Below are 19,422 nucleotides of genomic sequence, written 5' to 3' on the forward strand. Positions count from 1 at the left end.
GTTAAACAGGGCTTTGAATTAATTATAGATTTGGACCTTTGACCATACTAAATGGCTGGTTGGCCTTAAGCTTCTGCATCCCTTGATACATACGCACAAACCAAAGCAAAATCGCTACCGAGCCAAACAACATACCCACGTATGGAATGTAGTAAGCAATCTCATCAATCACATGGCTGTTGTACCAGTAGTCATTGACACCAATCAGCACACCATTTGAGGTAGCGACAGTGATGATCAGAACAACAAAGAAGGTCAGATTAAGGAAGAAGGTACGAATTAACCCGTAGTAATGGGAATCAACAAGAGCGCCATCTTCTCCTTTATCAAGACGATACCCTGCGTAAACAATCGCGATAACACCTGAGATCAAGCAAGTGAAAGGCGTGAAGATACTAAGGATATACGCAATCCAGATACCATTATTAGGCTTGTTCATCTGCTCGGACTCCTTTTACTTCTTCAGTGCTCGCTGTCGTTTGCTGTTGCTCTTTCTCCATCATCTCCTGATACCAGAGATCGTGGTGCTCTTTCGCCCAGGTCTCATCGACTTCGCCAGTCACCATACCTTCCAGTGCCCCTTCCATACCAAACAAACCAATGTAGATATGGAAAACGAAACCACAGATTAGGATCAGTGCCGCTAGCATATGAACTAGGTTCGACAGTTCCATATCTCTGCGTGTCTGGCCAAAGATTGGGAAATCAAGTACTAATCCACTTAAAGCAACAACACTACCCACTACGATCAGTAGCCAGAATAGCGCTTTTTCACCAGCGTTTGAGAACTCAGCAGACGGGTGAGAACCTTTGTGCTTACCAACCATGCCGCCCAGTTTCATAAACCATGTGATATCGACCTTCTTAAAGGTAGATTTTCGCCACCACTTAACCAGTACGCAAAGTAACAGCACATAGAAAATAGGACCTATGTAGTTGTGGTACTGCTTAGCCAGCATAATGATGAATCCCCAAAGGTCAGTCGGGATATACGGTTTAAGGAAATGCTTACCATAAACCAGCATCAAGCCACTAAAGGCCAGTGTCAGGAAGGTAAAAGCCATACTCCAGTGCAGTGCACGATCAAGACGGGACCAGCGTTTGATCTTTTTGCCCGTCCGAGGCGCACTTAACATTAGCGGCCCAATCACGATATACATCATGGTCACTAATGCGATACTACCGAAAATCGCCACAGCTCCCGCAGGAGACATCCATTTTTCTTTTAAAATGTACCAAGCTTGACCTGGGGTACTAATTAGCATTCCGTGCTCTGGGAACTGAGACGTCGTGTAGCCCACTTCGCCCTGACGAACTTGACGCCAATAATCGGCACCAGCTAATTGCGTCATTTCACGTTGTGCAACATCAGACTCTTTTTGCTCAGCATGCGCAGGCAACGACAAAGCAAAAAGCAATGCTGCCATCAGTGACAGCATCGCAAGAGATGCACGTTTAAACATTGAAAACATGAATCTCTCCACCGTTAGCTTTTCGTTGCGTCATAAGACAGATCATTGCCATCTGTCCAGCCCGCGCCCTTGGCTCCACGTTCAACAACGCGTTGACGGAAGATGTCAGAGACCTTTTCTGCATCACCGGCAAGCAGCGCTTTTGTCGAGCATAGAGAAGCACACATTGGGAGCTTACCTTCTGCAATGCGGTTGGCACCGTATTTTTGGCGTTCTTCTACCGAACCTGGTTCAGTTTCAGGACCGCCAGCACAGAATGTACACTTGTCCATTTTACCGCGTTCACCAAACGAAGCTTGTTTAGGGAACTGAGGAGCACCAAACGGGCACGCGAATAAGCAGTAACCACAACCGATGCAAAGATCTTTGTTGTGTAACACGATGCCATCTTCGGTGTGCTCGAAGCAGTCAGCAGGACACACGGCTTTACATGGCGCATCGGTACAGTGCATACACGCAACCGAAATCGAGTTTTCACCTGGTTCGCCATCATTGAGTGTGACTACGCGACGACGTTGAATACCCCACTCAAGCGCATCGTCATTTTCGTTCTTACATGCAGTGACACAGCCGTTACATTCGATACAGCGTTTGGTGTCACAAAGGAATTTCATTCTAGCCATCAGTGGACTCCTTACGCTTTGCGAATGTTACATAGGGTGACTTTAGTTTCCTGCATCTGAGTAACAGGATCATAGCCATAAGTGGTGGCAATATTTGCTGATTCACCAATGACATATGGGTCACAACCTTCTGGGTACTTAGAGCGAAGATCTTCACCTTGGAATTTTCCGCCGAAGTGGAACGGAATGAAGGCAAGGCCTGGTTTCACTCGACGAGTCACCATTGCTTTTACGTGAATGCGGCCTTTCTCAGCACCTTCTACCCACACCATATCGCCATCTTTAAAACCAAGGTCATTCGCATCTTTCGGGTTAACTTCTACAAACATCTCTTGTTGAAGTTCAGCAAGCCATGGGTTTGAACGTGTCTCTTCACCACCACCTTCATATTCAACCAAACGACCAGACGTTAATATAATTGGGTACTCAGCAGAGACATCTTTGTCTTGGATCGACTTGTACATGGTCGGTAGACGGTAGATTGACTCACTGTCATCCCATGTTGGGTAATCAGCAACAAGGTCGCGGCGAGGTGTGTACAGTGGCTCACGGTGCAGCGGAACACGGTCTGGGAATGTCCAAACCACAGCACGCGCTTTCGCGTTACCAAATGGAATACAACCATGTTTAATAGCTACTCGCTGAATACCGCCAGAGAGATCCGTTTTCCAGTTTTTGCCTTCTGCCGCGGCTTTCTCTTCTGCTGTGAGGTCATCCCACCATCCGAGTGCTTTGATCAGTTTGTCGGTAAATTCTGGATATCCATCTTCAAGCTCACAGCCTTTAGAATAACTATCTTCAGCAAGAATATTATTGCCTTCAAATTCCACACCAAAGCGAGCACGGAAGTTACCACCGCCTTGAGCAACTGGCTTAGACGTATCATAAAGAATATGTGTACCCGGATGTTTCATCTCAGGCGTACCCCAACACGGCCATGGTAGACCATAGGTTTCACCATGAGCAGGGCCACCTTCACCTTCTAACGACGTCTTGTGGAAGGTGTGCCAATTTTGTTGGTGCGTTTTCAAACGCTCTGGGCTTTGACCCGTGTAGCCAATTGTCCACATACCACGGTTAAATTCACGCGTGATGTCTTCGATAAGTGGTTGGTTGTTTTCAACTTTTACGTTTTTAAACAGTTGATCGGAGAAACCAAGCTTCTTAGTCAGAAGGTACATGATTTCATGATCAGGTTTTGACTCGAACAACGGCTCAACCACTTTGTCACGCCATTGAATAGAACGGTTTGACGCTGTCACACTACCGTAGGTTTCAAACTGAGTGGTCGCTGGAAGAAGGTAAATGCCATCTGTACGGTCGTTCATTACCGCAGCAACTGTTGGATATGGATCGACGATCACCATCATATCCAATTTTTGCATTGCCTTACGCATCTCGACGCCACGAGTTTGCGAGTTAACCGCGTGTCCCCAGTAGAACATCGCGCGAATATTGTCATTCTGCTCGATATTTTCTTTGTTCTCTAAAACGCCATCGATCCAACGAGAAACCGGAATACCCATATTGTTCATCGGTTTCTTACCACGGTATTCATTTTGGTCGAATCGATTTTTAACCCACTCGTAGTCAAGATCCCACACTTTCGCCCAGTGTTTCCAAGATCCATCTGCAAGGCCGTAGTAACCTGGAAGCGTATGAGAAAGTACGCCTAAGTCTGTCGCGCCTTGCACGTTATCGTGACCACGGAAGATGTTCGCACCGCCACCTGACTTACCCATGTTACCTAGCGCAAGTTCCAGTACACAGTATGCACGGGTATTGTTGTTACCTGTGGTGTGCTGAGTACCACCCATACACCAAACAACACATCCAGGACGGTTTTCAGAAAGAAGTTTCGCCGTTTTGTATACATCGGCTTCAGAGACGCCTGTTACGCGCTCAACTTCAGCAGGAGTCCACTTTGCGACTTCCTGACGAATTTCATCCATACCAAACACACGTTGACGGATAAACTCTTTGTCTTCCCACTGGTTAGCAAAAACATGCCATAAAATACCCCAGATAAACGCAACATCTGACCCTGGGCGAAGCGAAACATAGTGATCAGATTTTGCTGCGGTACGTGTACGACGAGGGTCAGCAACAACGATCTTACAGTTGTTTTTCTCTTTCGCGATTAAGATATGCTGCATTGCCACTGGGTGCGCTTCAGCAGGGTTCGAACCGATAAACAGCATCGACTTACAGTTGTGCATATCGTTGAACGAGTTCGTCATTGCACCGTAGCCCCAAGTATTTGCTACCCCAGCTACTGTTGTTGAGTGACAGATACGCGCCTGATGGTCTACGTTATTGGTTCCCCAAAGTGATGCCATTTTACGGAACATGTACGCTTGTTCGTTGTTGTGCTTTGCACTGCCTAACCAGTAAACGGAATCTGGACCAGATTCTTTACGAATATCGAGAACCTTGTTACCAATTTCTTCGATAGCTTGATCCCAGCTCAGTTTGACCCATTTGCCATTTTCGAGCTTCATTGGGTATTTGAGACGGCGTTCACCATGGCCATGTTCACGCAGCGCTGCACCTTTTGCACAATGTCCACCAGCATTGAACGGGTGGTCAAAAGCAGGCTCTTGGCCTGTCCAAACACCATTTTGTACTTCGGCGTAGATACCACAACCTACAGAACAGTGAGAACAAATCGTTCTTTTGATCTCAGTCTTCGCTGAAGGATCAACAGACTTAGCTTGCGCTTTTTTGATCATTCCTGGTGCGAACAGGCTTGCCCCTACTACGGCCCCGCCTGCTGCAAGGGTACTGTTTTTCATAAAGGCACGGCGTGAAACGCCGAGTTGGTGTTGCTCTTTGCTCACACTATCGGAGCGTTTAACTAGTTTCATTGGTTAGGCTCCTATAGCGTATCGTAGTAGTCACGAATATGCTGAGTTTCGTGATAGCCAGTTTTCTTCACGTCTTGTTTTGGCAATACAGATTCTGAAGCACTAGCCACTTTAGTGGTTCCAGCGACTACCGCTCCAGCAACTGCTGCCGTAGTTAAGCCTTTGAGAAGATCCCTGCGGCTTTGATTTAACTTATTATCGTCTTTCATTATTGCTTCCTTACCCTTATTAGTAGGTATTGCATCGATGTGACGCTTATTGCTGAGCTTGCTCGTACTCAGTCACGTTCTTAACATCAATTTTTAATTTGTTTTTTCCACTTTGTAGATTTTCACTAAAACGCACTTGCTCAAGGGTCATAAATGCGTCAGTTAATTCGGCAACAGCCACGTAGAAATTGGCGTGCTGAGCAGCCTTGATCTGTTTCGTTAACGCGTTAAACCACGTTGCTAAGTGCTTATTGAAAAATACCTGTTGCAGCTCTTCATCTTCAGCGGTAAGTACAGACATCACTTCACAAAGTGCAGAGAAGTGATCTTCTGGCTCTTTGACCTGCTCTTCGCGCTCTAGACCAAGAATTGCAAGATCGTGACGAATCGAAGCCAATGGTTTTTCCATCAGTGAACCCGTAAGATGCCAAGAGGCGAAAGGCATCACTTCACCACGACCAATACCAATGAATAATTCTTGGTACTCATCGTTTAACGCTTCTTGGTTAGATTCTCGGGCTGCGTTTTGCAAACCGATCCAAGCGGACTGCATTGCGCTTGCACTCTGTTCAATCTCCAACTCACTGAGAAAACTCACCATCTCTTCTGATGGCGCCCGACGGAAAAGTGCTGATAGCACAAGGTAAATTTCAGCGCGTAGAGTTTGTTGTTGATTTTCCATTGCTTTCTACCCTAGTAATTCAGTTGTTTAGTTGGGTCTTCCACCATCGATTCGAACATATCGACAACACGACAGTCTTCACACATCGCAATTCTGTTTAGCGAAGCTTGGTCTGAAAAATGAGAGTGACCGCGTAACTTATTTTGAAGCATGTCAATCATTGACTGTGGGGCAAACGGCTTTTGACAACGAATGCATTCCGCGGCTTTTTCTTGATGGATTACCGTCGCTTGCTGACGACTCGCCTTGTCCCAGTTCATACGTGTCGTCATCGTAAGCGCCTGCTCTGGACACGCTTTAGTACATAAACCACACTGGATACAGTCTTGTTCGACGAACTTGAGCGACGGAGAGTCACCGTCAGTATGCAACGCACGAGTTGGACACACGGCCACACAACTCATGCACAGAGTACAATCACTCGATTTGCATGAAATATTGCCGTAAGGGGCATTGGCCGGAAGTTCAACAATGTTTTCGACCGGAATTCTTGACTGAGCAAGCGCATCGAGAGCAGTAAACAGTCGTTGACGCTTATTACCCGGCAAATCACCCAGTGCGAGGTCAAATGAATCCGTGCATAAAATCGGAGCACCTTCGCGTAATGACTCTAGGTATACGATGTCGATGGTTTCTTTCGCGATACCGATTTGAGCCAGCAGTTCTTGTGCGACTGCAACTTCATTGTTGAGGACTCGTTGAATCGTTTCAGGCATGAAACGGCTCGCGGCGAACAGCACTTGCGTTGCGCCATTTACTAATGCAGCAAACCAAGAATCGACGCCAACAGACGGCAACTCTTCAACAACGATAGGGATTACGTTATCAGGTAGCGCCTTAAGTGCTATCACGTTGTATTGCTCGTGACGAGAACTACAAATCAGTACGATCGGATCAACACCACCTTCTGATTCATAATTTGCTAAGGTTCGTTCGATGAATTTTTGTGTATCTTGTGGATTCGGTAACGCATAGTGAATTGCTTCTGTCGGACAAGCAGTGGCACAAGTACCGACGCCTTGACATAAGTAAGGGTTAATCTCAATGCGATGACCGGTTTTATCACTGCCTTCGCTCGATAACGCACCAGCAGGGCAGGCGTCAACACATCGCTCGCAACCTTTTACACCACGAGAGCTATGCGCACATTTGTCTGTATCCAGACGGAAAAATTTGGGTTTATCAAATGTCCCCATCAGCGTCGGAATTTCTTCTAATGCTTCAGCCAGTTTTGGATAACCTCTGCCAACTGGGTAATAACCAGGGACAGGAACCTCTTCACTCATGCAACTGTTGAGGCACAGATCCAAAACGATATCAAAACAATCATGATTTAACGCGACCTTAGCCAGATTGCTCTCTAGGCCGTTGTTTTCGATTAGCACTGAAAAGGTGCCCAGGAATCCTGATACTTGAACTGTGTTAGCGTAATACAGATTCGCGTGTTGACCTTGTTCGCCATCAGTAGAAAGCAAGGTTAGGCTATTCATTTGACCCAATTGAGCAGCAGCGCTTTCGATGATTGAAGTCGGACCGACGATAAGCGTATTACCACCACTCTCGTAACTTACCGTGGGAGGAATTAAGTTCGTTAGTTCAACCGTGTTCTCAAATGCATAAAGACGCGCTTTACCATTGGATGTTGACGATGATTCTTGTAGTAGTTGTTTTAGCATTGCTCAGTTCCAGTTAGAACGGAATATTCACCTGCACTCCTAATTGCAAATGCTGTACCAACTTTTATTTACATTAAAATCAATGAATTAGAATATTTCCTTATCTTTATTGGTGACAAAAAAACAGAGTGAGACAAATTGTCCCACTCTGTTAATTGATGGTTTAGTCAAAATGTACCTATTTATTGTGTGGTATATTTTGTCCCATCGATTCTCGCTCAAGTTCTGACTCTTGTTCAACGTCTTCGGGTTGAATCAAGGAATCTTGATCGGTTAGCTGGTAATTATTATCCAGTTCAGAAGACGGTTTCGGTTCTTCTTCGCGTGCATTGACCCATTCGCGAAGTTTGCTGGCGACTTCTGAAGAGAGATTCTTAACCGCTTTATAGTCATGATCGTAATCATTGAGCCCGTCAATTTCACTGAATTGCCCTGATAAAAAGAGTTTGCGTAACGCGGCCTTTTTGACTGCTGACTCGACCTCTGAAGTCAACAAAGACGCGACGCTGAGCTCAGATTCACTCGCTTCTGCACTCTGTTGTTCAGGGATGTCTGGCGCAAGTTCCAGTGAAGAATCAGCGTTATCTGGCAAATTTGCACTTTCACCTGATTCAACCAACTCAGGCTCAGAACCTTGCGCATCGAGTTTACGTTGTGACCAGCGACTTAGGAAACTAGTTGCCACTTGCTCTACCCGCCCCTTTACGCTTTTTACGTCTTTCTTCTAGCAGTTCACCATGACGACCAATATACGCCTCCATCCATGCTTGTACCGCAAGCGGCATGTCATTAGAAAGCACTAGGTAATCGCCATCCATGTATTGGCCAGCAACACTTTGCGAGGCTGTGAGTATGACAATATTAGGATCGTCTTCGGACTCCATAGTATCAAGAACCAAAAATAGCTTAGGTTGTTGAGAACTCAAGTTAAAACGGTAATCCGTTCTTTCATCCCGATGCAGTTGCAGAGCAATGACTCTCTGGTGCGACTCATCTGGCTGTAGATCAAAGCTTGAAAGTTGCCACTGCGTCGTCGTCCATAGTCCGGTACTAATTTCATGTGCGATTAAGTTGCACCCGATTGACCATAAATCTTCGGACTTTTCTGCTTTAACGGACATAGTTTGCTGTTCTGGCATAGTTCACCAACTTGTACACTGTTGTTTGTCAGGTTTGGATTGTGTAATTGATACAATCTGGGTTTTACTTTGCAATATTTGTACCTAGTCCTAAACAATGCAATTCCCTACCCTTATTATAGAGGCGGAACATTATTTGCAAGCAGCACTCCGCGAATGCGGATAGATCGAATAGGATAACTCTGTGGTTAAACCAAACATTATTAAAACTAGTGAAAACCCAATGCAGACACTTGAAGTTGAAGTGTTTGATGAATACGGTGAAAAGCTCACCAAACAGATAGCTTGCGAACGTCCTTTAACCGTCATGCTTAACTGGAAAGAAGTGGTTACCTTGATGACATTAGGATCACGCCCTGAGTCACTCGTGCTTGGCTATTTAAAAAACCAGAGTTTTATTTCCGATCCACAGGCATTGGAATCTGTGATTATTGACTGGGAAACGCATACTTCAGCGGTAATCACCAGTGAAGACACTCAACAAGTCGAGGGCGCACTGAAGAAAAAAACCGTCACATCAGGTTGTGGTCAAGGCACCATGTACGGCAATGTGATGAAACAACTAGAAAACTATCAAGTTCCTCAAGTCAAAATTAAGCAATCAGAAATATACTCCGCGCTCGAAGCCCTGACTCACTACAACGACACCTATAAAAAAGCCGGCGCCGTTCACGGTTGTGCGGTATGTAAAGCCAATGAGGTTCTTTCTTTTGTTGAAGATGTAGGCCGTCATAACGCAGTTGATACGCTAGCCGGTGAAATGTGGCTCAATGAGCAAAGCGGTGATGACAAAATTTTCTACACCACAGGTCGCTTAACCTCAGAAATGGTGATTAAAGTTGCTCAAATGGGAATTCCCGTGCTTTTGTCCCGTTCAGGAGTGACGCAAATGGGGTTAGATTTGGCACAAAAATTTGGAATTACCACCATAGCTCGAGCCAAAGGTTTGAGGTTCCAGGTATTTACCGGCGCAGATAAAATGGAGTTTGACGTAAAAGGCAATCCAGCAAGTTAACCGATACTGGCAAAACACCTCCCATGCGCCCTTAATTTTATATTTCCCGACATAAAAAGAGTTGCGGGCAATGCGAGAGCAAGTGAAGCGTTATATTCTGCCAGAACGAAAAAACGGCCCAAATCAAGGGCCGTTCCTATAAGTAAAACTCTACCCTGTTCGTTCCAAACACGTTAAGTGATAGGAGTTATCCGCAAGGAGGCTTTTACTTGTCTGGCTGGAGAGAACTATCCCTCGATACCACGAGCTTTAAGGAATTCTGAATACGTTCCTTTGAAATCGGTAATTTTGTTGTTCTTGATTTCAATAATTCGAGTAGCCAGTGAGTCTACAAATACTCGGTCGTGCGAGACGAAGAATAGTGTGCCTTTGTACTGCTCAAGCGCGTTGTTAAGCGATTCGATCGACTCCATATCCATGTGGTTGGTCGGCTCGTCCATTAACAGCATATTCGGTTTGTGCATCATGATTTTGCCAAGCAACATACGACCCTGTTCACCACCAGAGAGTACTTTCACTGACTTTTTGATGTCATCTTGAGAGAACAGCATACGACCAAGGAAGCTACGGATAACTTGTTCATCATCTCCTGCTTGACGCCACTGGCCCATCCAGTCCATCAGATTCATATCTTCTTCAAAGTCATGCGCATGATCTTGAGCGTAGTAACTGATGTTAGCGTTTTCTGACCACTTAAATTCACCTGTGCGAGGCTCTAGTACACCCGCTAATGTATTAAGTAGTGTGGTTTTACCGACCCCGTTCTCACCGATGATTGCGACACGCTCACCGACTTCGAATATAGCGTTGAAATCACTAAACAGATCGTCTTCAAAACCTTGGCTCAGATTTTCAACAATCAGTGCATTACGAAACAACTCTTTCGATTGCTCAAAACGAATAAATGGGTTCTGACGGCTTGATGCTTTAACTTCTGCCAGTTGGATCTTGTCGATCTGCTTAGCACGAGATGTTGCTTGTTTAGCTTTAGATGCGTTAGCCGAGAAACGTGCAACGAATGTCTGTAGTTCAGCGATCTGAGCTTTCTTCTTCGCATTATCAGACAGTAGACGATCACGTGCTTGTGAAGCCGCGGTCATGTACTCATCGTAGTTACCCGGATAGATTCGTAATTCGCCGTAATCCAGATCCGCCATATGCGTACATACAGAATTTAGGAAGTGACGGTCGTGCGAGATAATGATCATCGTACAGTTGCGTTGGTTTAGCGTATCTTCTAACCAACGGATAGTGTCCATATCCAAGTTGTTGGTTGGTTCGTCAAGCAGCATGATATGCGGGTCTGCAAACAGAACCTGAGCAAGAAGAACACGTAGCTTCCAACCAGGTGCGACTTCGCTCATCAATCCGTAGTGCTGTTCTTCTGGAATACCCACAGCAAGAAGCAATTCACCCGCCTTAGAATCAGCCATGTAGCCATCCATTTCAGCGAACTGAACTTCCAAATCCGCAACTAACATGCCCTCTTCTTCGCTCATTTCTGGCAATGAATAGATGCGGTCACGTTCTTGCTTAACTTTCCAAAGTTCTTTATAGCCCATGATAACCGTATCGATTACCGTGAACTCTTCATAAGCGAACTGGTCCTGATTCAGCTTTGCCACACGTTCGTTAGGATCGTAACTTACGTTACCACCAGTCGGCTCAAGTTCTCCGCTAAGGATTTTCATAAAGGTTGACTTACCACATCCATTGGCACCAATCAGGCCGTAGCGGTTACCTTCACCGAATTTTACCGAAATGTTTTCAAACAGCGGCTTTGCGCCAAATTGCTGAGTGATATTAGCTGTACTTATAATAGGACTATCCCCCTAATGAATTAGCTTTAAAAATCAATTAGATATAGCTAATTACTAAATGTATTGATGTAAATTTGGCGCTATTGTAACAGGTAAGAAGTGTGAACTACATAACATGTTGCAGATATATCAAAAAGGAGCCGCTAATCGCTTAACAGCTCCTTCGATCTATTGGTAATACACAGTGGGTTTAGAAGGTAACTCGGCCACCAACTGAAACTCGCGCATTGGTCAATGTTGTGTCGATTCCAATTATCTTGCCAGTAAGGGCTGTGTACTCGACACCGACATACCCGTACTTGAAGATTGTCGCTCGCGCACCGATACCCGCAGTCAGACCAGACATCGACGCGTCAAAACTGAATTGCGAGTTATCTTTGATGTTTGCCTTCTCCCAACCAATAGAGCCGTATGGCTTGATTGAAAACTCTTTTTCATCATCAAAGAAGAAGGTATAGCCAAATTCACCTGCCGCTCGAATATCGTCGTAGTCAGAGCCGTTATCATCCCCTTTGCTGTATGAGAAGGTGGTACCGAATACTCGGTTAAAATCGAAGCCAACTTCTACCCCATCCATATCACCTTTGACCGTCGTGTCCTGAATGTTATTGCCTGAGAATTCAAGCTCTGAGTTAACCGTCTGGAAACCGAAACGCGGTCCTGCGACATCTAAGTTTATAAAGTCTGAAGCGAACGTTGAACCAGTGACTGCCATCAATGCAGTCGTTAGAATTATCTTTTTCATGCTGAGTCATCCATTTTATATATAAGTTATTTTGAGACTCAAAATTACAAAATTTCTCTATCTATGTATTTACATTAATCAGTAAAGTGACATTTCAAATTTGAGCATTTACTCTACTCGCGCACTAGTGTACTAGCTCACGTTGTAGGAGTGTTCTCAACTGAGCTAAATTATTGAATCAACGCCGGTAATTAACTGCATTGTAAAGATTGTCTCAATTAGCGGATCACTATTATTAATGACATCGGTATGACACTTGACGCAAAGTTAAGAATATAGTTTTGCAGCTTAAATAAGTGGGTGTTTCACTCGCTTTCATTTCTAAAACTACTAAACTAACTCTAACCTCATAAGTTATAAGAGATTTTTATGCGTTTAATCGTACGCTTTTTATGTATGGCTAGCTTGATTACTGCGCTTCCTGCTTTGGCAGCTTGGCAGTATGATCTCCAGGCAATTCCTCAGGTGGACAGTGTCAGCAGTGACATTGAACAAGAAATAGCGAACCTTCCTGAAGCTTTGTTTATGACGGCTCAAGATAGAAGAAAGGTCAATCAGCTACTTGATGCCGTTCTTACTGAGCAACAAAAACAGATTGATCATTTCCAGAAAAGCCTTGCGACTTTCCGAAAACATGGGGGGGACGATGCGTGGTTTGACACAGAATCCAGTTATCTGACGTTAACCAGTCTTGGCAAAAGTAAGGAGCAACTGCTTGTCCTGACCGATTCAGTTAACCGTGACAAGCTGACGGGGTTTGGTCCTTACGGGGTAACTCAGTTTAAACAGGAATGGCATCAAACCCAGCTTAATCTTGAATATTGGATCTATTTTCAGCTGCGCAGTTTTAAATCACTGCTTGGCGAAGTCCTGATCTCACCGATTCCTGTCATTTGGGCTGGGTTGAAAGTACTGTTTATCTATTTTGGTCTGGTCTGGTGGCTAGCAAACAGCAAGCGCTTGATTCGCCTTTTCAAAGAAACTCAGCTTGAGTCGAATGCTAAGCCTGCATTGTGGGTTCGCCTTATCTGGTACATCAGTCGCGCTAACAGAGCGATCGCTTTCTTGATCGCGATTACCTTATCACTGCGTGTACTTTCTGGTATTCCAAGTCTTCAGCACCTGATTATCTTAGAGATATTTACTTGGTGGGTGCTCGGTGGCTCGATAGCGATTAGCTTTATTCTCGAGTTTGCGTATCGCAATAGTCGCTCATCTAATCCAGAAATTGTTGCCTTGAGGCTATCGACCATTCGACGCTATGTCTGGAGCGCCATTGTCGCTGGTGTGATCTTACAAATCTCTATGCGCACCCTCGGTAAAGGAACCATTTACTATTGGATATATAGCGCCCTTTACGCTTGGTTTGTCTTGGTGACCTTATCGATTTTGCGTTTGTGGCGTAGCAAAGTATTCGCAACGGTTGAGCCCTTAACCGACCGACCAGTATGGGTTAACTGGGCAGTAAGCCGTAAAGATGCCTTGCTGCTGAGTATTCCTGCGACAGCGATGGCAATGGTGTGGTTAATCATTCACCACTTCAAACATAGGCTCGTCTCTGCGCTTTCAAATTACAGTTTTTTCAGTCAAGCACTCGCCTACCTGTTCCGTATTGAGGTCGCTAAGCAAACTGGAAACAGCAACGGCCAAAGCAACTTAGTGCGTGTTAAAGGTAACGACACGTTTGAGTACGTTTCACCTGGGAGCTTTGACAGCACCATCATCGACTATGCGGGTGATGAAATTAAGCAGTTGTCTAAGTATTTGATGAGCGACAGTCCGGCGATATGCGTAGTGTCGGGTGAACGTGGCGTTGGAACCACAACACTCCTGCGTGGGCTTCTTATGAAAGTGAAAAATGCCGAGCCAATGTATCTAAGTTGTCCTTACTCTGGGTACAGCGAATTGCTCGCGCATTTGGCCGTTAGCCTTGGTTTAGAAGAAGACGCGACAGAGATCCAAATCTTGTCCCAATTGCGAAAAAGTGACACCACTTACTTAATTGCCGTGGACAACGCTCAACGACTGGTGAAACCAATGGTCGGTGGGCTAACTGACCTGATTCGTCTTACTAACCTCTTGCGCCGTTCAAAAAAGAACCATCGCGTTGTTATCGCAATTGAGAAAGCCAGCTGGCGTTTTGTCGATCGCGCTCGTGGTGAACGTCTGCTGTTTGATTTGGTCTCTTTTCTGCCTCGTTGGACAGAGAAACAGATCCATCTGTTACTCGATACCCGAATCAACCAACCTGAACAGAAACAGATTTCATTTGAGGGCTTAGTGGTTCCAAAACAGTGGGATCAGGAAGAAGTCACTGAAGAAGAGCGTGCTAAACAAGGGTTCTATCGAATTCTATGGCATTACTCTGATGGCAACCCTACCGTCGCGCTGCGCTTTTTCAGGTTGTCATTAAACCGCGATAAAGAGACGGAGCAGGTTTATATTCGCCTATTCCGCGCACCTGAATCACAAGAGTTGGAGAAAATGCCCAAACCTATGTTGGCTGTGCTGCGCTCTATTGTTCAATTGGAGATCGCTTCTCCAGAAATCCTGTCCGAATGTACTCAGTTGAGCATTGCCGAGATCACCGGCACACTGCGTTACTTCCAGAGCCGTGGTTATATTGAGTGGCTAGAAGACAAAGCGCGTGTTTCCGATCACTGGTTCCGTCATATAACCAATGTTCTCGATCGTCAGCATTTATTGGTGAAGTAACATGAAAAAAATTCTAATTGTCTTGCTTGGTTTGCTGGTCATCCACCCTGCTTTTGCCACTGAGGAAGTGGCCAGTGTCGAAAACATCGGTCAAATTGCCAGTCTGATTCGTTGGAGCGGTGTGTTCTTCTCGCTGCTGATCATTATCGCCACCTGGTTATTGCTTAAGTTCATCAATTCCATGGTTGAAAGCATTGGTGGTCAGTTTGCTCAGTACAGAATGCTGCTGCAAAAACTCCAGTCGTTCATGCAGTTCTTTATCTACATGAGCGCGGGTATCTTGGTGTTTATGATGAGTTTCCGCATCAATGACCAAATACTCGCATTGATTGGCGGTACACTTGCTGTATCCGTGGGCTTTGCGCTTAAAGACCTTGCAGCGTCGTTTATCGCGGGCATGACTGTGATGGTCGATCGTCCGTTTCAGGTTGGTGACCGCGTCACATTTGAAGGTAACTACGGAGACATTATTGCGATTGGATTACGTTCCGTTCGTATGCGTACTCTCAATGACGACATCATCACCATTCCGAACAACAAGTTCCTCAATGAAGTGACGGTGAGCGGGAACTACGGTGCTCTTGATATGCAGGTTGTTATCCCATTCTATGTTGGGCTTGATGAAGACATTACGCTCGCTCGAGACCTGATTCAAGAAGCAGCGTCATCAAGTCGCTACATCCACTTACCTAAGCCTGTAACGGTACTGGTCAAACAAACCATCACTGATAACTACTTAGCCATTCAGTTGACGTGTAAGGCGTACGTGGTTGATACCGCTTACGAAAAGCTGTTTGAAACCGACATTACTCTGCGCGTGATGAAAGAGTTTAAAAAGCACGGTATTTGCCCGCCGAAAATTGCAGTTAACGCCAGTTAACAACACCGATAAAAACGGCCAGTACGATAGTCGCACTGGCCTTTTTTATAGATTGGTAATCTTTAGTTTGGGTTCGGCACGTTCGGGTAAATAGACACTAAAACAACTCCCTTTGCCCCACTCAGAAGTGACTTTTAGTTCACCACCAGATTGGCTCAGGATACTCTGCGATACGGAAAGCCCCAACCCTGTTCCATCGCGCTTGGTGGTGTAAAACGGCGAGAAGATTCGCTTCAGATTCTCCTCTTTGATTCCACACCCTTCATCTCTAACATGAATAATAGCGCCGACGGATTTGTCGCCTTCCATCCAGTCTTGTGTAGATATGATCAGTCGCCCAGTCCCCTTCATTGCATGGATACCATTCATCTGCAAGTTGACCAGTATCTGCAACAGTTGGTGACGGTTAACCTCAACAGAGGTATGAGCAGAGAGATGTGTCTCAAACTCAACGCCGCGTTTTTTAGTTCCCGTCTTAACCAGAGTGATGCTCTCCTCAACAATGGGGTTGACATGTTGCCATGTAATTTCATCCTGAACTCCCCCTTGACGGCTGTATTGCAGCAAACTGCGAGTAATGTTTCGGATGCGATCTATCTGAGCATGAATGGCTTCAATCTCTTCTTTGACTCGATTAGATTCATTACCGAGTTCAAACTGCATTAACTCGACATTTCCCAGAATCACCGCTGTTGGATTATTGATTTCATGCGCAATACCCGCCGTCAATTCGCCAAGCGCGGCTAATTTCTCATTGACCACCAACTTGTCTCGAGTTTGGTTGAGTAGCTTGATATGAAGTTCCAGATCCTCCGTTTTCTCTTTCAAACTGGCGGTGCGATCTTGGACTTTACACTCAAGTTCATTTGCCGCTCGCAACAATTCATTTTTGCGCTGCTTGAGCAGATCAAGCATGTTGTCGAATTGCTTAGCTAATTGCGCCAGTTCATGGTTCTCATCCAAACCGAGCGGGCCAATACGCGTCTCCTTACCTAACTGGATCATTTTGACGACGCGGTGAATGTGCTCAATAGGAATAAACAGATCTCTCGAACCGCGATAGACCAATAAGCTGGAAATGAGCAGTAGGAACAAGGTCGTTATCGAGATCTCAGCGATGTTGGTCATATAGGTGGTGACAAACGGCCATAACAGGTATCCGGTATAAAGCATACCAATCACATTGTCATATTGATCATGTAGTGGCTGATAAGCCGTGATATACCAAGCGTCGTATACAAAGGCTAAGTCAACCCACTCCTCACCATTGATGAGTACGGTGCGTTTGACTTCGTCGGAAACGCGCGTACCGATGGCGCGTCCCAAGCGGTCATCACTGTCTAAAGGAACGTTGGTACTGATTCGCAGATCGTCCAAGAAGACCGTGAGTGTTCCCACGGGACGCAAGCTATCTTGTATCGACGGATAGATTAAATCACGAATGGTATCAACCAAAGCAGTGCTGTTGTTAAGCAGCAATCCACCATCCAAAAAACCAATAATATCACTGCTCTTGTTGTGAATAGGGATCACGGTTCGACTAACTAAGCCACGTCCTTCTATCTCGCTACTATTTAGAATCGGCGTCTGAGCTCGTTTTACAAGATCCGACCCTAATGCATTGAGCTCCTGCTGAGTAAGTACATCGAAGAAGGATTCACGGCGAGTGAGATCCATAAAGCGAAATTTATTGACTAGGTTATCTACGCGATGAAACCGTAAGAAATCCAACTTATATTCGATACGCTGGTCAGACACCCATTGTTGCAAATCTGCTTCTGGCATCTCACTGTTGGCCACTCTGGTTACAAAGTCGTAAGAGTTCGCAAATGCTTTGACGTGATTCGCTTGACGTTCCTGAATCAGTTCAATGCTGTTCTCTGCCACGCCTAAACGTTCAGAAACATCAATCAACGCGCTTTGCCAAGTATAATGAATCGACCAGTAGATGGTTATTCCAATCAGAGCGAGCAGAGTCAAAAAAATCGGCGCAGAGGTGAGGATCATCAGCCTATATCGCACCATGGTTTTAAAGCGATAGCGCCATTTTGACCACAGAGACCAACGTGATGCTCTACTCGGCATGCGTTGACTCCTCACCATCCCACTCTTTGTATTTGCGCTCTAATGTCTTACGAGCTACGCCCAAATCACGTGCGGCGGCGGATTTATTACCATCATGGTAATCAACCAACTGCATGATATGTGCTTTTTCAACATCCTTTAGCGCCCAGCTGTTTGGATAGCCAACCCCCTTGTTGGTATCGCCAGCCAGCTCGATTAATTCAACACCACTCGAAACCTTCATCGAAACAGAAGGTTTGTAAGCATCGCCATGTATCTCACGCCAGTAATGAGCAGGTGGTTTCCCTAGCAGAATACAACGTTCAATCAGGTTCTTGAGTTCACGGATGTTACCTGGCCAATCATACTCATTCATCGCCAGAACATCTTCATGCGCCCACTTAGGGTCGGGCATTGCCAACTCTGCGACGAGCTTTTTAGTAAAGAACGGTACCAACTCAATCAAGTCCGTCTTACGTTCTCTCAGCGGTGCGACATCAATTTTTAGTACGTTAAGGCGATAATAGAGATCCGATCGAAAATGCCCTTTGTTGACTTCTTGTTGAAGATTACGGTTCGTCGCGGCCACCACTCTCACGTCGACCGTCACTTCCTTCTCACTTCCCACTGGGCGGATTGTTCTCTGTTCCAACACCCTTAGTAACGCCGACTGCATTGGAAGCGGCATCTCGCCAATTTCATCTAAAAACAGAGTCCCCCCATTGGCGACACGGAATAAGCCTTCACGACTGCGTTTCGCCCCTGTAAAAGCGCCCGCGGTATGACCAAACAGTTCACTCTCTAATAATTCAGGGGCAATAGCGCCACAGTTGATGGGAACAAAAGGCCCATTACGCTGACTCGCATCATGTACACCCCTAGCGACCAGTTCTTTACCCGTTCCAGATTCGCCTTCAATGAGAACGGACGCACGTGAAGGCGCAAATTGGGTAATGAGTTGTTTCAGTTGTTTGGTTTTGTCGGAACCACCAACGATATCAGTCGCGATATGGCGCTTGAAGTCATGACGAAGCGCAAACTGATGGCGTTGTTCAAGACGTTTGTCCATACAACGTTGAACGGCATTAAGCATTTGCTCCAAATTAAACGGCTTAAGAATAAAGTCCGTCGCGCCGAGTTTGATCGCCGAAATAGCGGTATCTAAGTCGGCATATCCTGTCATAAATATCACGTCGGCTTTTTTATCATCGTCGTAAAACGCCTCTTCCCACTCAATACCAGAGCGACCCGGTAAATTGATATCCAAGATGATCAAATCATAATGATTAGCACATCTGAGCGTCTCTGCCTCTTCGATACTTCCAGAGCAATCCACTTTTGAAAACCATTTACTTAGTGCTTTGTTTAATATCGCTTGCATTCCCACTTCGTCGTCAACGACAAGAACGGAAAATGCTTGATATTGTGAAGCTTTATTAGGGTCGAATGAAGGAGGCATTGTATTCCACTATTACTGTGTGACTATTGGGACAGAGTGTACCAAGTTTCCAAAGC

The 19,422-nt window shown here is 45.5% G+C and carries 16 protein-coding genes; 3 read left to right on the plus strand and 13 right to left on the minus strand.

Features of this window, described 5'->3' with window-relative positions; genetic code table 11:
- Window positions 1-22: 22 nt before the first annotated feature.
- From DA100_RS09420 to DA100_RS09460, 9 genes are all read right to left on the minus strand, one after another.
- Window positions 23-439, minus strand: coding sequence for a hypothetical protein (locus DA100_RS09420; protein WP_138971902.1), 417 nt, complete (start codon window positions 437-439; stop codon window positions 23-25).
- A complete protein-coding gene (locus DA100_RS09425; protein ID WP_138971903.1) occupies window positions 426-1,472 on the minus strand; it encodes a formate dehydrogenase subunit gamma in 1,047 nt (348 codons plus the stop codon). Before DA100_RS09425 ends, DA100_RS09420 begins: the two co-directional genes overlap by 14 nt.
- A gap of 14 nt (window positions 1,473-1,486) precedes the next feature.
- Window positions 1,487-2,095, minus strand: coding sequence for a formate dehydrogenase FDH3 subunit beta (gene fdh3B, locus DA100_RS09430; protein WP_006878919.1), 609 nt, complete (start codon window positions 2,093-2,095; stop codon window positions 1,487-1,489).
- Between the two features lie 11 nt (window positions 2,096-2,106).
- Window positions 2,107-4,962, minus strand: coding sequence for a formate dehydrogenase subunit alpha (locus DA100_RS09435; protein ID WP_138971904.1), 2,856 nt, complete (start codon window positions 4,960-4,962; stop codon window positions 2,107-2,109).
- Window positions 4,963-4,973: 11 nt separating this feature from the next.
- Window positions 4,974-5,171, minus strand: coding sequence for a twin-arginine translocation signal domain-containing protein (locus tag DA100_RS09440; protein ID WP_138971905.1), 198 nt, complete (start codon window positions 5,169-5,171; stop codon window positions 4,974-4,976).
- Between the two features lie 46 nt (window positions 5,172-5,217).
- Window positions 5,218-5,853 (minus strand): molecular chaperone, encoded by a 636-nt coding sequence (locus tag DA100_RS09445; RefSeq protein ID WP_138971906.1) that lies wholly within the window; start codon window positions 5,851-5,853, stop codon window positions 5,218-5,220.
- A gap of 11 nt (window positions 5,854-5,864) precedes the next feature.
- The gene (locus DA100_RS09450) at window positions 5,865-7,529 is read right to left on the minus strand and encodes a 4Fe-4S dicluster domain-containing protein (RefSeq protein WP_138971907.1); all 1,665 of its coding nucleotides are present in this window, start codon (window positions 7,527-7,529) and stop codon (window positions 5,865-5,867) included.
- 178 nt (window positions 7,530-7,707) lie between these two features.
- Window positions 7,708-8,214 (minus strand): DUF3306 domain-containing protein, encoded by a 507-nt coding sequence (locus DA100_RS09455; RefSeq protein ID WP_138971908.1) that lies wholly within the window; start codon window positions 8,212-8,214, stop codon window positions 7,708-7,710.
- A complete protein-coding gene (locus tag DA100_RS09460) occupies window positions 8,204-8,650 on the minus strand; it encodes a DUF3305 domain-containing protein (protein ID WP_171052192.1) in 447 nt (148 codons plus the stop codon). The genes DA100_RS09455 and DA100_RS09460 overlap by 11 nt, the downstream gene beginning before the upstream one ends.
- 202 nt (window positions 8,651-8,852) lie before the next feature.
- Here DA100_RS09460 and fdhD point away from each other — a divergent pair, with 202 nt between their 5' ends.
- Window positions 8,853-9,683, plus strand: a complete 831-nt coding sequence (gene fdhD, locus DA100_RS09465) for a formate dehydrogenase accessory sulfurtransferase FdhD (protein WP_138971910.1) — start codon at window positions 8,853-8,855, stop codon at window positions 9,681-9,683.
- Between the two features lie 227 nt (window positions 9,684-9,910).
- Here fdhD and DA100_RS09470 read toward each other — a convergent pair whose 3' ends face one another.
- Complete coding sequence (locus tag DA100_RS09470) at window positions 9,911-11,503, minus strand: ABC-F family ATPase (protein ID WP_138971911.1); 1,593 nt, start codon at window positions 11,501-11,503, stop codon at window positions 9,911-9,913.
- Between the two features lie 190 nt (window positions 11,504-11,693).
- Window positions 11,694-12,248, minus strand: a complete 555-nt coding sequence (locus DA100_RS09475; protein ID WP_138971912.1) for an outer membrane beta-barrel protein — start codon at window positions 12,246-12,248, stop codon at window positions 11,694-11,696.
- Window positions 12,249-12,617: 369 nt separating this feature from the next.
- Here DA100_RS09475 and DA100_RS09480 point away from each other — a divergent pair, with 369 nt between their 5' ends.
- Together DA100_RS09480 and DA100_RS09485 are read left to right on the plus strand one after the other, a co-directional pair.
- Window positions 12,618-14,963 carry an ATP-binding protein gene (locus DA100_RS09480; RefSeq protein ID WP_138971913.1) on the plus strand — a complete coding sequence of 782 codons (2,346 nt, stop codon included), beginning with the start codon at window positions 12,618-12,620 and terminating at the stop codon, window positions 14,961-14,963.
- 1 nt (window position 14,964) lies between these two features.
- Window positions 14,965-15,843, plus strand: coding sequence for a mechanosensitive ion channel domain-containing protein (locus DA100_RS09485; RefSeq protein WP_138971914.1), 879 nt, complete (start codon window positions 14,965-14,967; stop codon window positions 15,841-15,843).
- 45 nt (window positions 15,844-15,888) lie between these two features.
- Here DA100_RS09485 and DA100_RS09490 read toward each other — a convergent pair whose 3' ends face one another.
- Together DA100_RS09490 and DA100_RS09495 are read right to left on the minus strand one after the other, a co-directional pair.
- Window positions 15,889-17,928: a cache domain-containing protein gene (locus tag DA100_RS09490; RefSeq protein ID WP_138971915.1), complete on the minus strand. Its 2,040-nt coding sequence runs from the start codon at window positions 17,926-17,928 to the stop codon at window positions 15,889-15,891.
- A complete protein-coding gene (locus tag DA100_RS09495; protein ID WP_138971916.1) occupies window positions 17,918-19,366 on the minus strand; it encodes a sigma-54 dependent transcriptional regulator in 1,449 nt (482 codons plus the stop codon). The genes DA100_RS09490 and DA100_RS09495 overlap by 11 nt, the downstream gene beginning before the upstream one ends.
- Window positions 19,367-19,422: the final 56 nt, after the last annotated feature.

This window comes from Vibrio sp. Hep-1b-8 (assembly GCF_006124995.1).
Classification (GTDB): Bacteria; Pseudomonadota; Gammaproteobacteria; order Enterobacterales; family Vibrionaceae; genus Vibrio.

What these genes read in the sequence shown, in the direction of transcription:
- DA100_RS09420 (WP_138971902.1), bottom strand. Translation starts at nt 439, where the DNA reads ATGAACAAGCCTAATAATGGTATCTGGATTGCGTATATCCTTAGTATC.
- DA100_RS09425 (WP_138971903.1), bottom strand. Translation starts at nt 1,472, where the DNA reads ATGTTTTCAATGTTTAAACGTGCATCTCTTGCGATGCTGTCACTGATG.
- fdh3B (WP_006878919.1), bottom strand. Translation starts at nt 2,095, where the DNA reads ATGGCTAGAATGAAATTCCTTTGTGACACCAAACGCTGTATCGAATGT.
- DA100_RS09435 (WP_138971904.1), bottom strand. Translation starts at nt 4,962, where the DNA reads ATGAAACTAGTTAAACGCTCCGATAGTGTGAGCAAAGAGCAACACCAA.
- DA100_RS09440 (WP_138971905.1), bottom strand. Translation starts at nt 5,171, where the DNA reads ATGAAAGACGATAATAAGTTAAATCAAAGCCGCAGGGATCTTCTCAAA.
- DA100_RS09445 (WP_138971906.1), bottom strand. Translation starts at nt 5,853, where the DNA reads ATGGAAAATCAACAACAAACTCTACGCGCTGAAATTTACCTTGTGCTA.
- DA100_RS09450 (WP_138971907.1), bottom strand. Translation starts at nt 7,529, where the DNA reads ATGCTAAAACAACTACTACAAGAATCATCGTCAACATCCAATGGTAAA.
- DA100_RS09460 (WP_171052192.1), bottom strand. Translation starts at nt 8,650, where the DNA reads ATGTCCGTTAAAGCAGAAAAGTCCGAAGATTTATGGTCAATCGGGTGC.
- DA100_RS09475 (WP_138971912.1), bottom strand. Translation starts at nt 12,248, where the DNA reads ATGAAAAAGATAATTCTAACGACTGCATTGATGGCAGTCACTGGTTCA.
- DA100_RS09480 (WP_138971913.1), top strand. Translation starts at nt 12,618, where the DNA reads ATGCGTTTAATCGTACGCTTTTTATGTATGGCTAGCTTGATTACTGCG.
- DA100_RS09485 (WP_138971914.1), top strand. Translation starts at nt 14,965, where the DNA reads ATGAAAAAAATTCTAATTGTCTTGCTTGGTTTGCTGGTCATCCACCCT.
- DA100_RS09490 (WP_138971915.1), bottom strand. Translation starts at nt 17,928, where the DNA reads ATGCCGAGTAGAGCATCACGTTGGTCTCTGTGGTCAAAATGGCGCTAT.
- DA100_RS09495 (WP_138971916.1), bottom strand. Translation starts at nt 19,366, where the DNA reads ATGCCTCCTTCATTCGACCCTAATAAAGCTTCACAATATCAAGCATTT.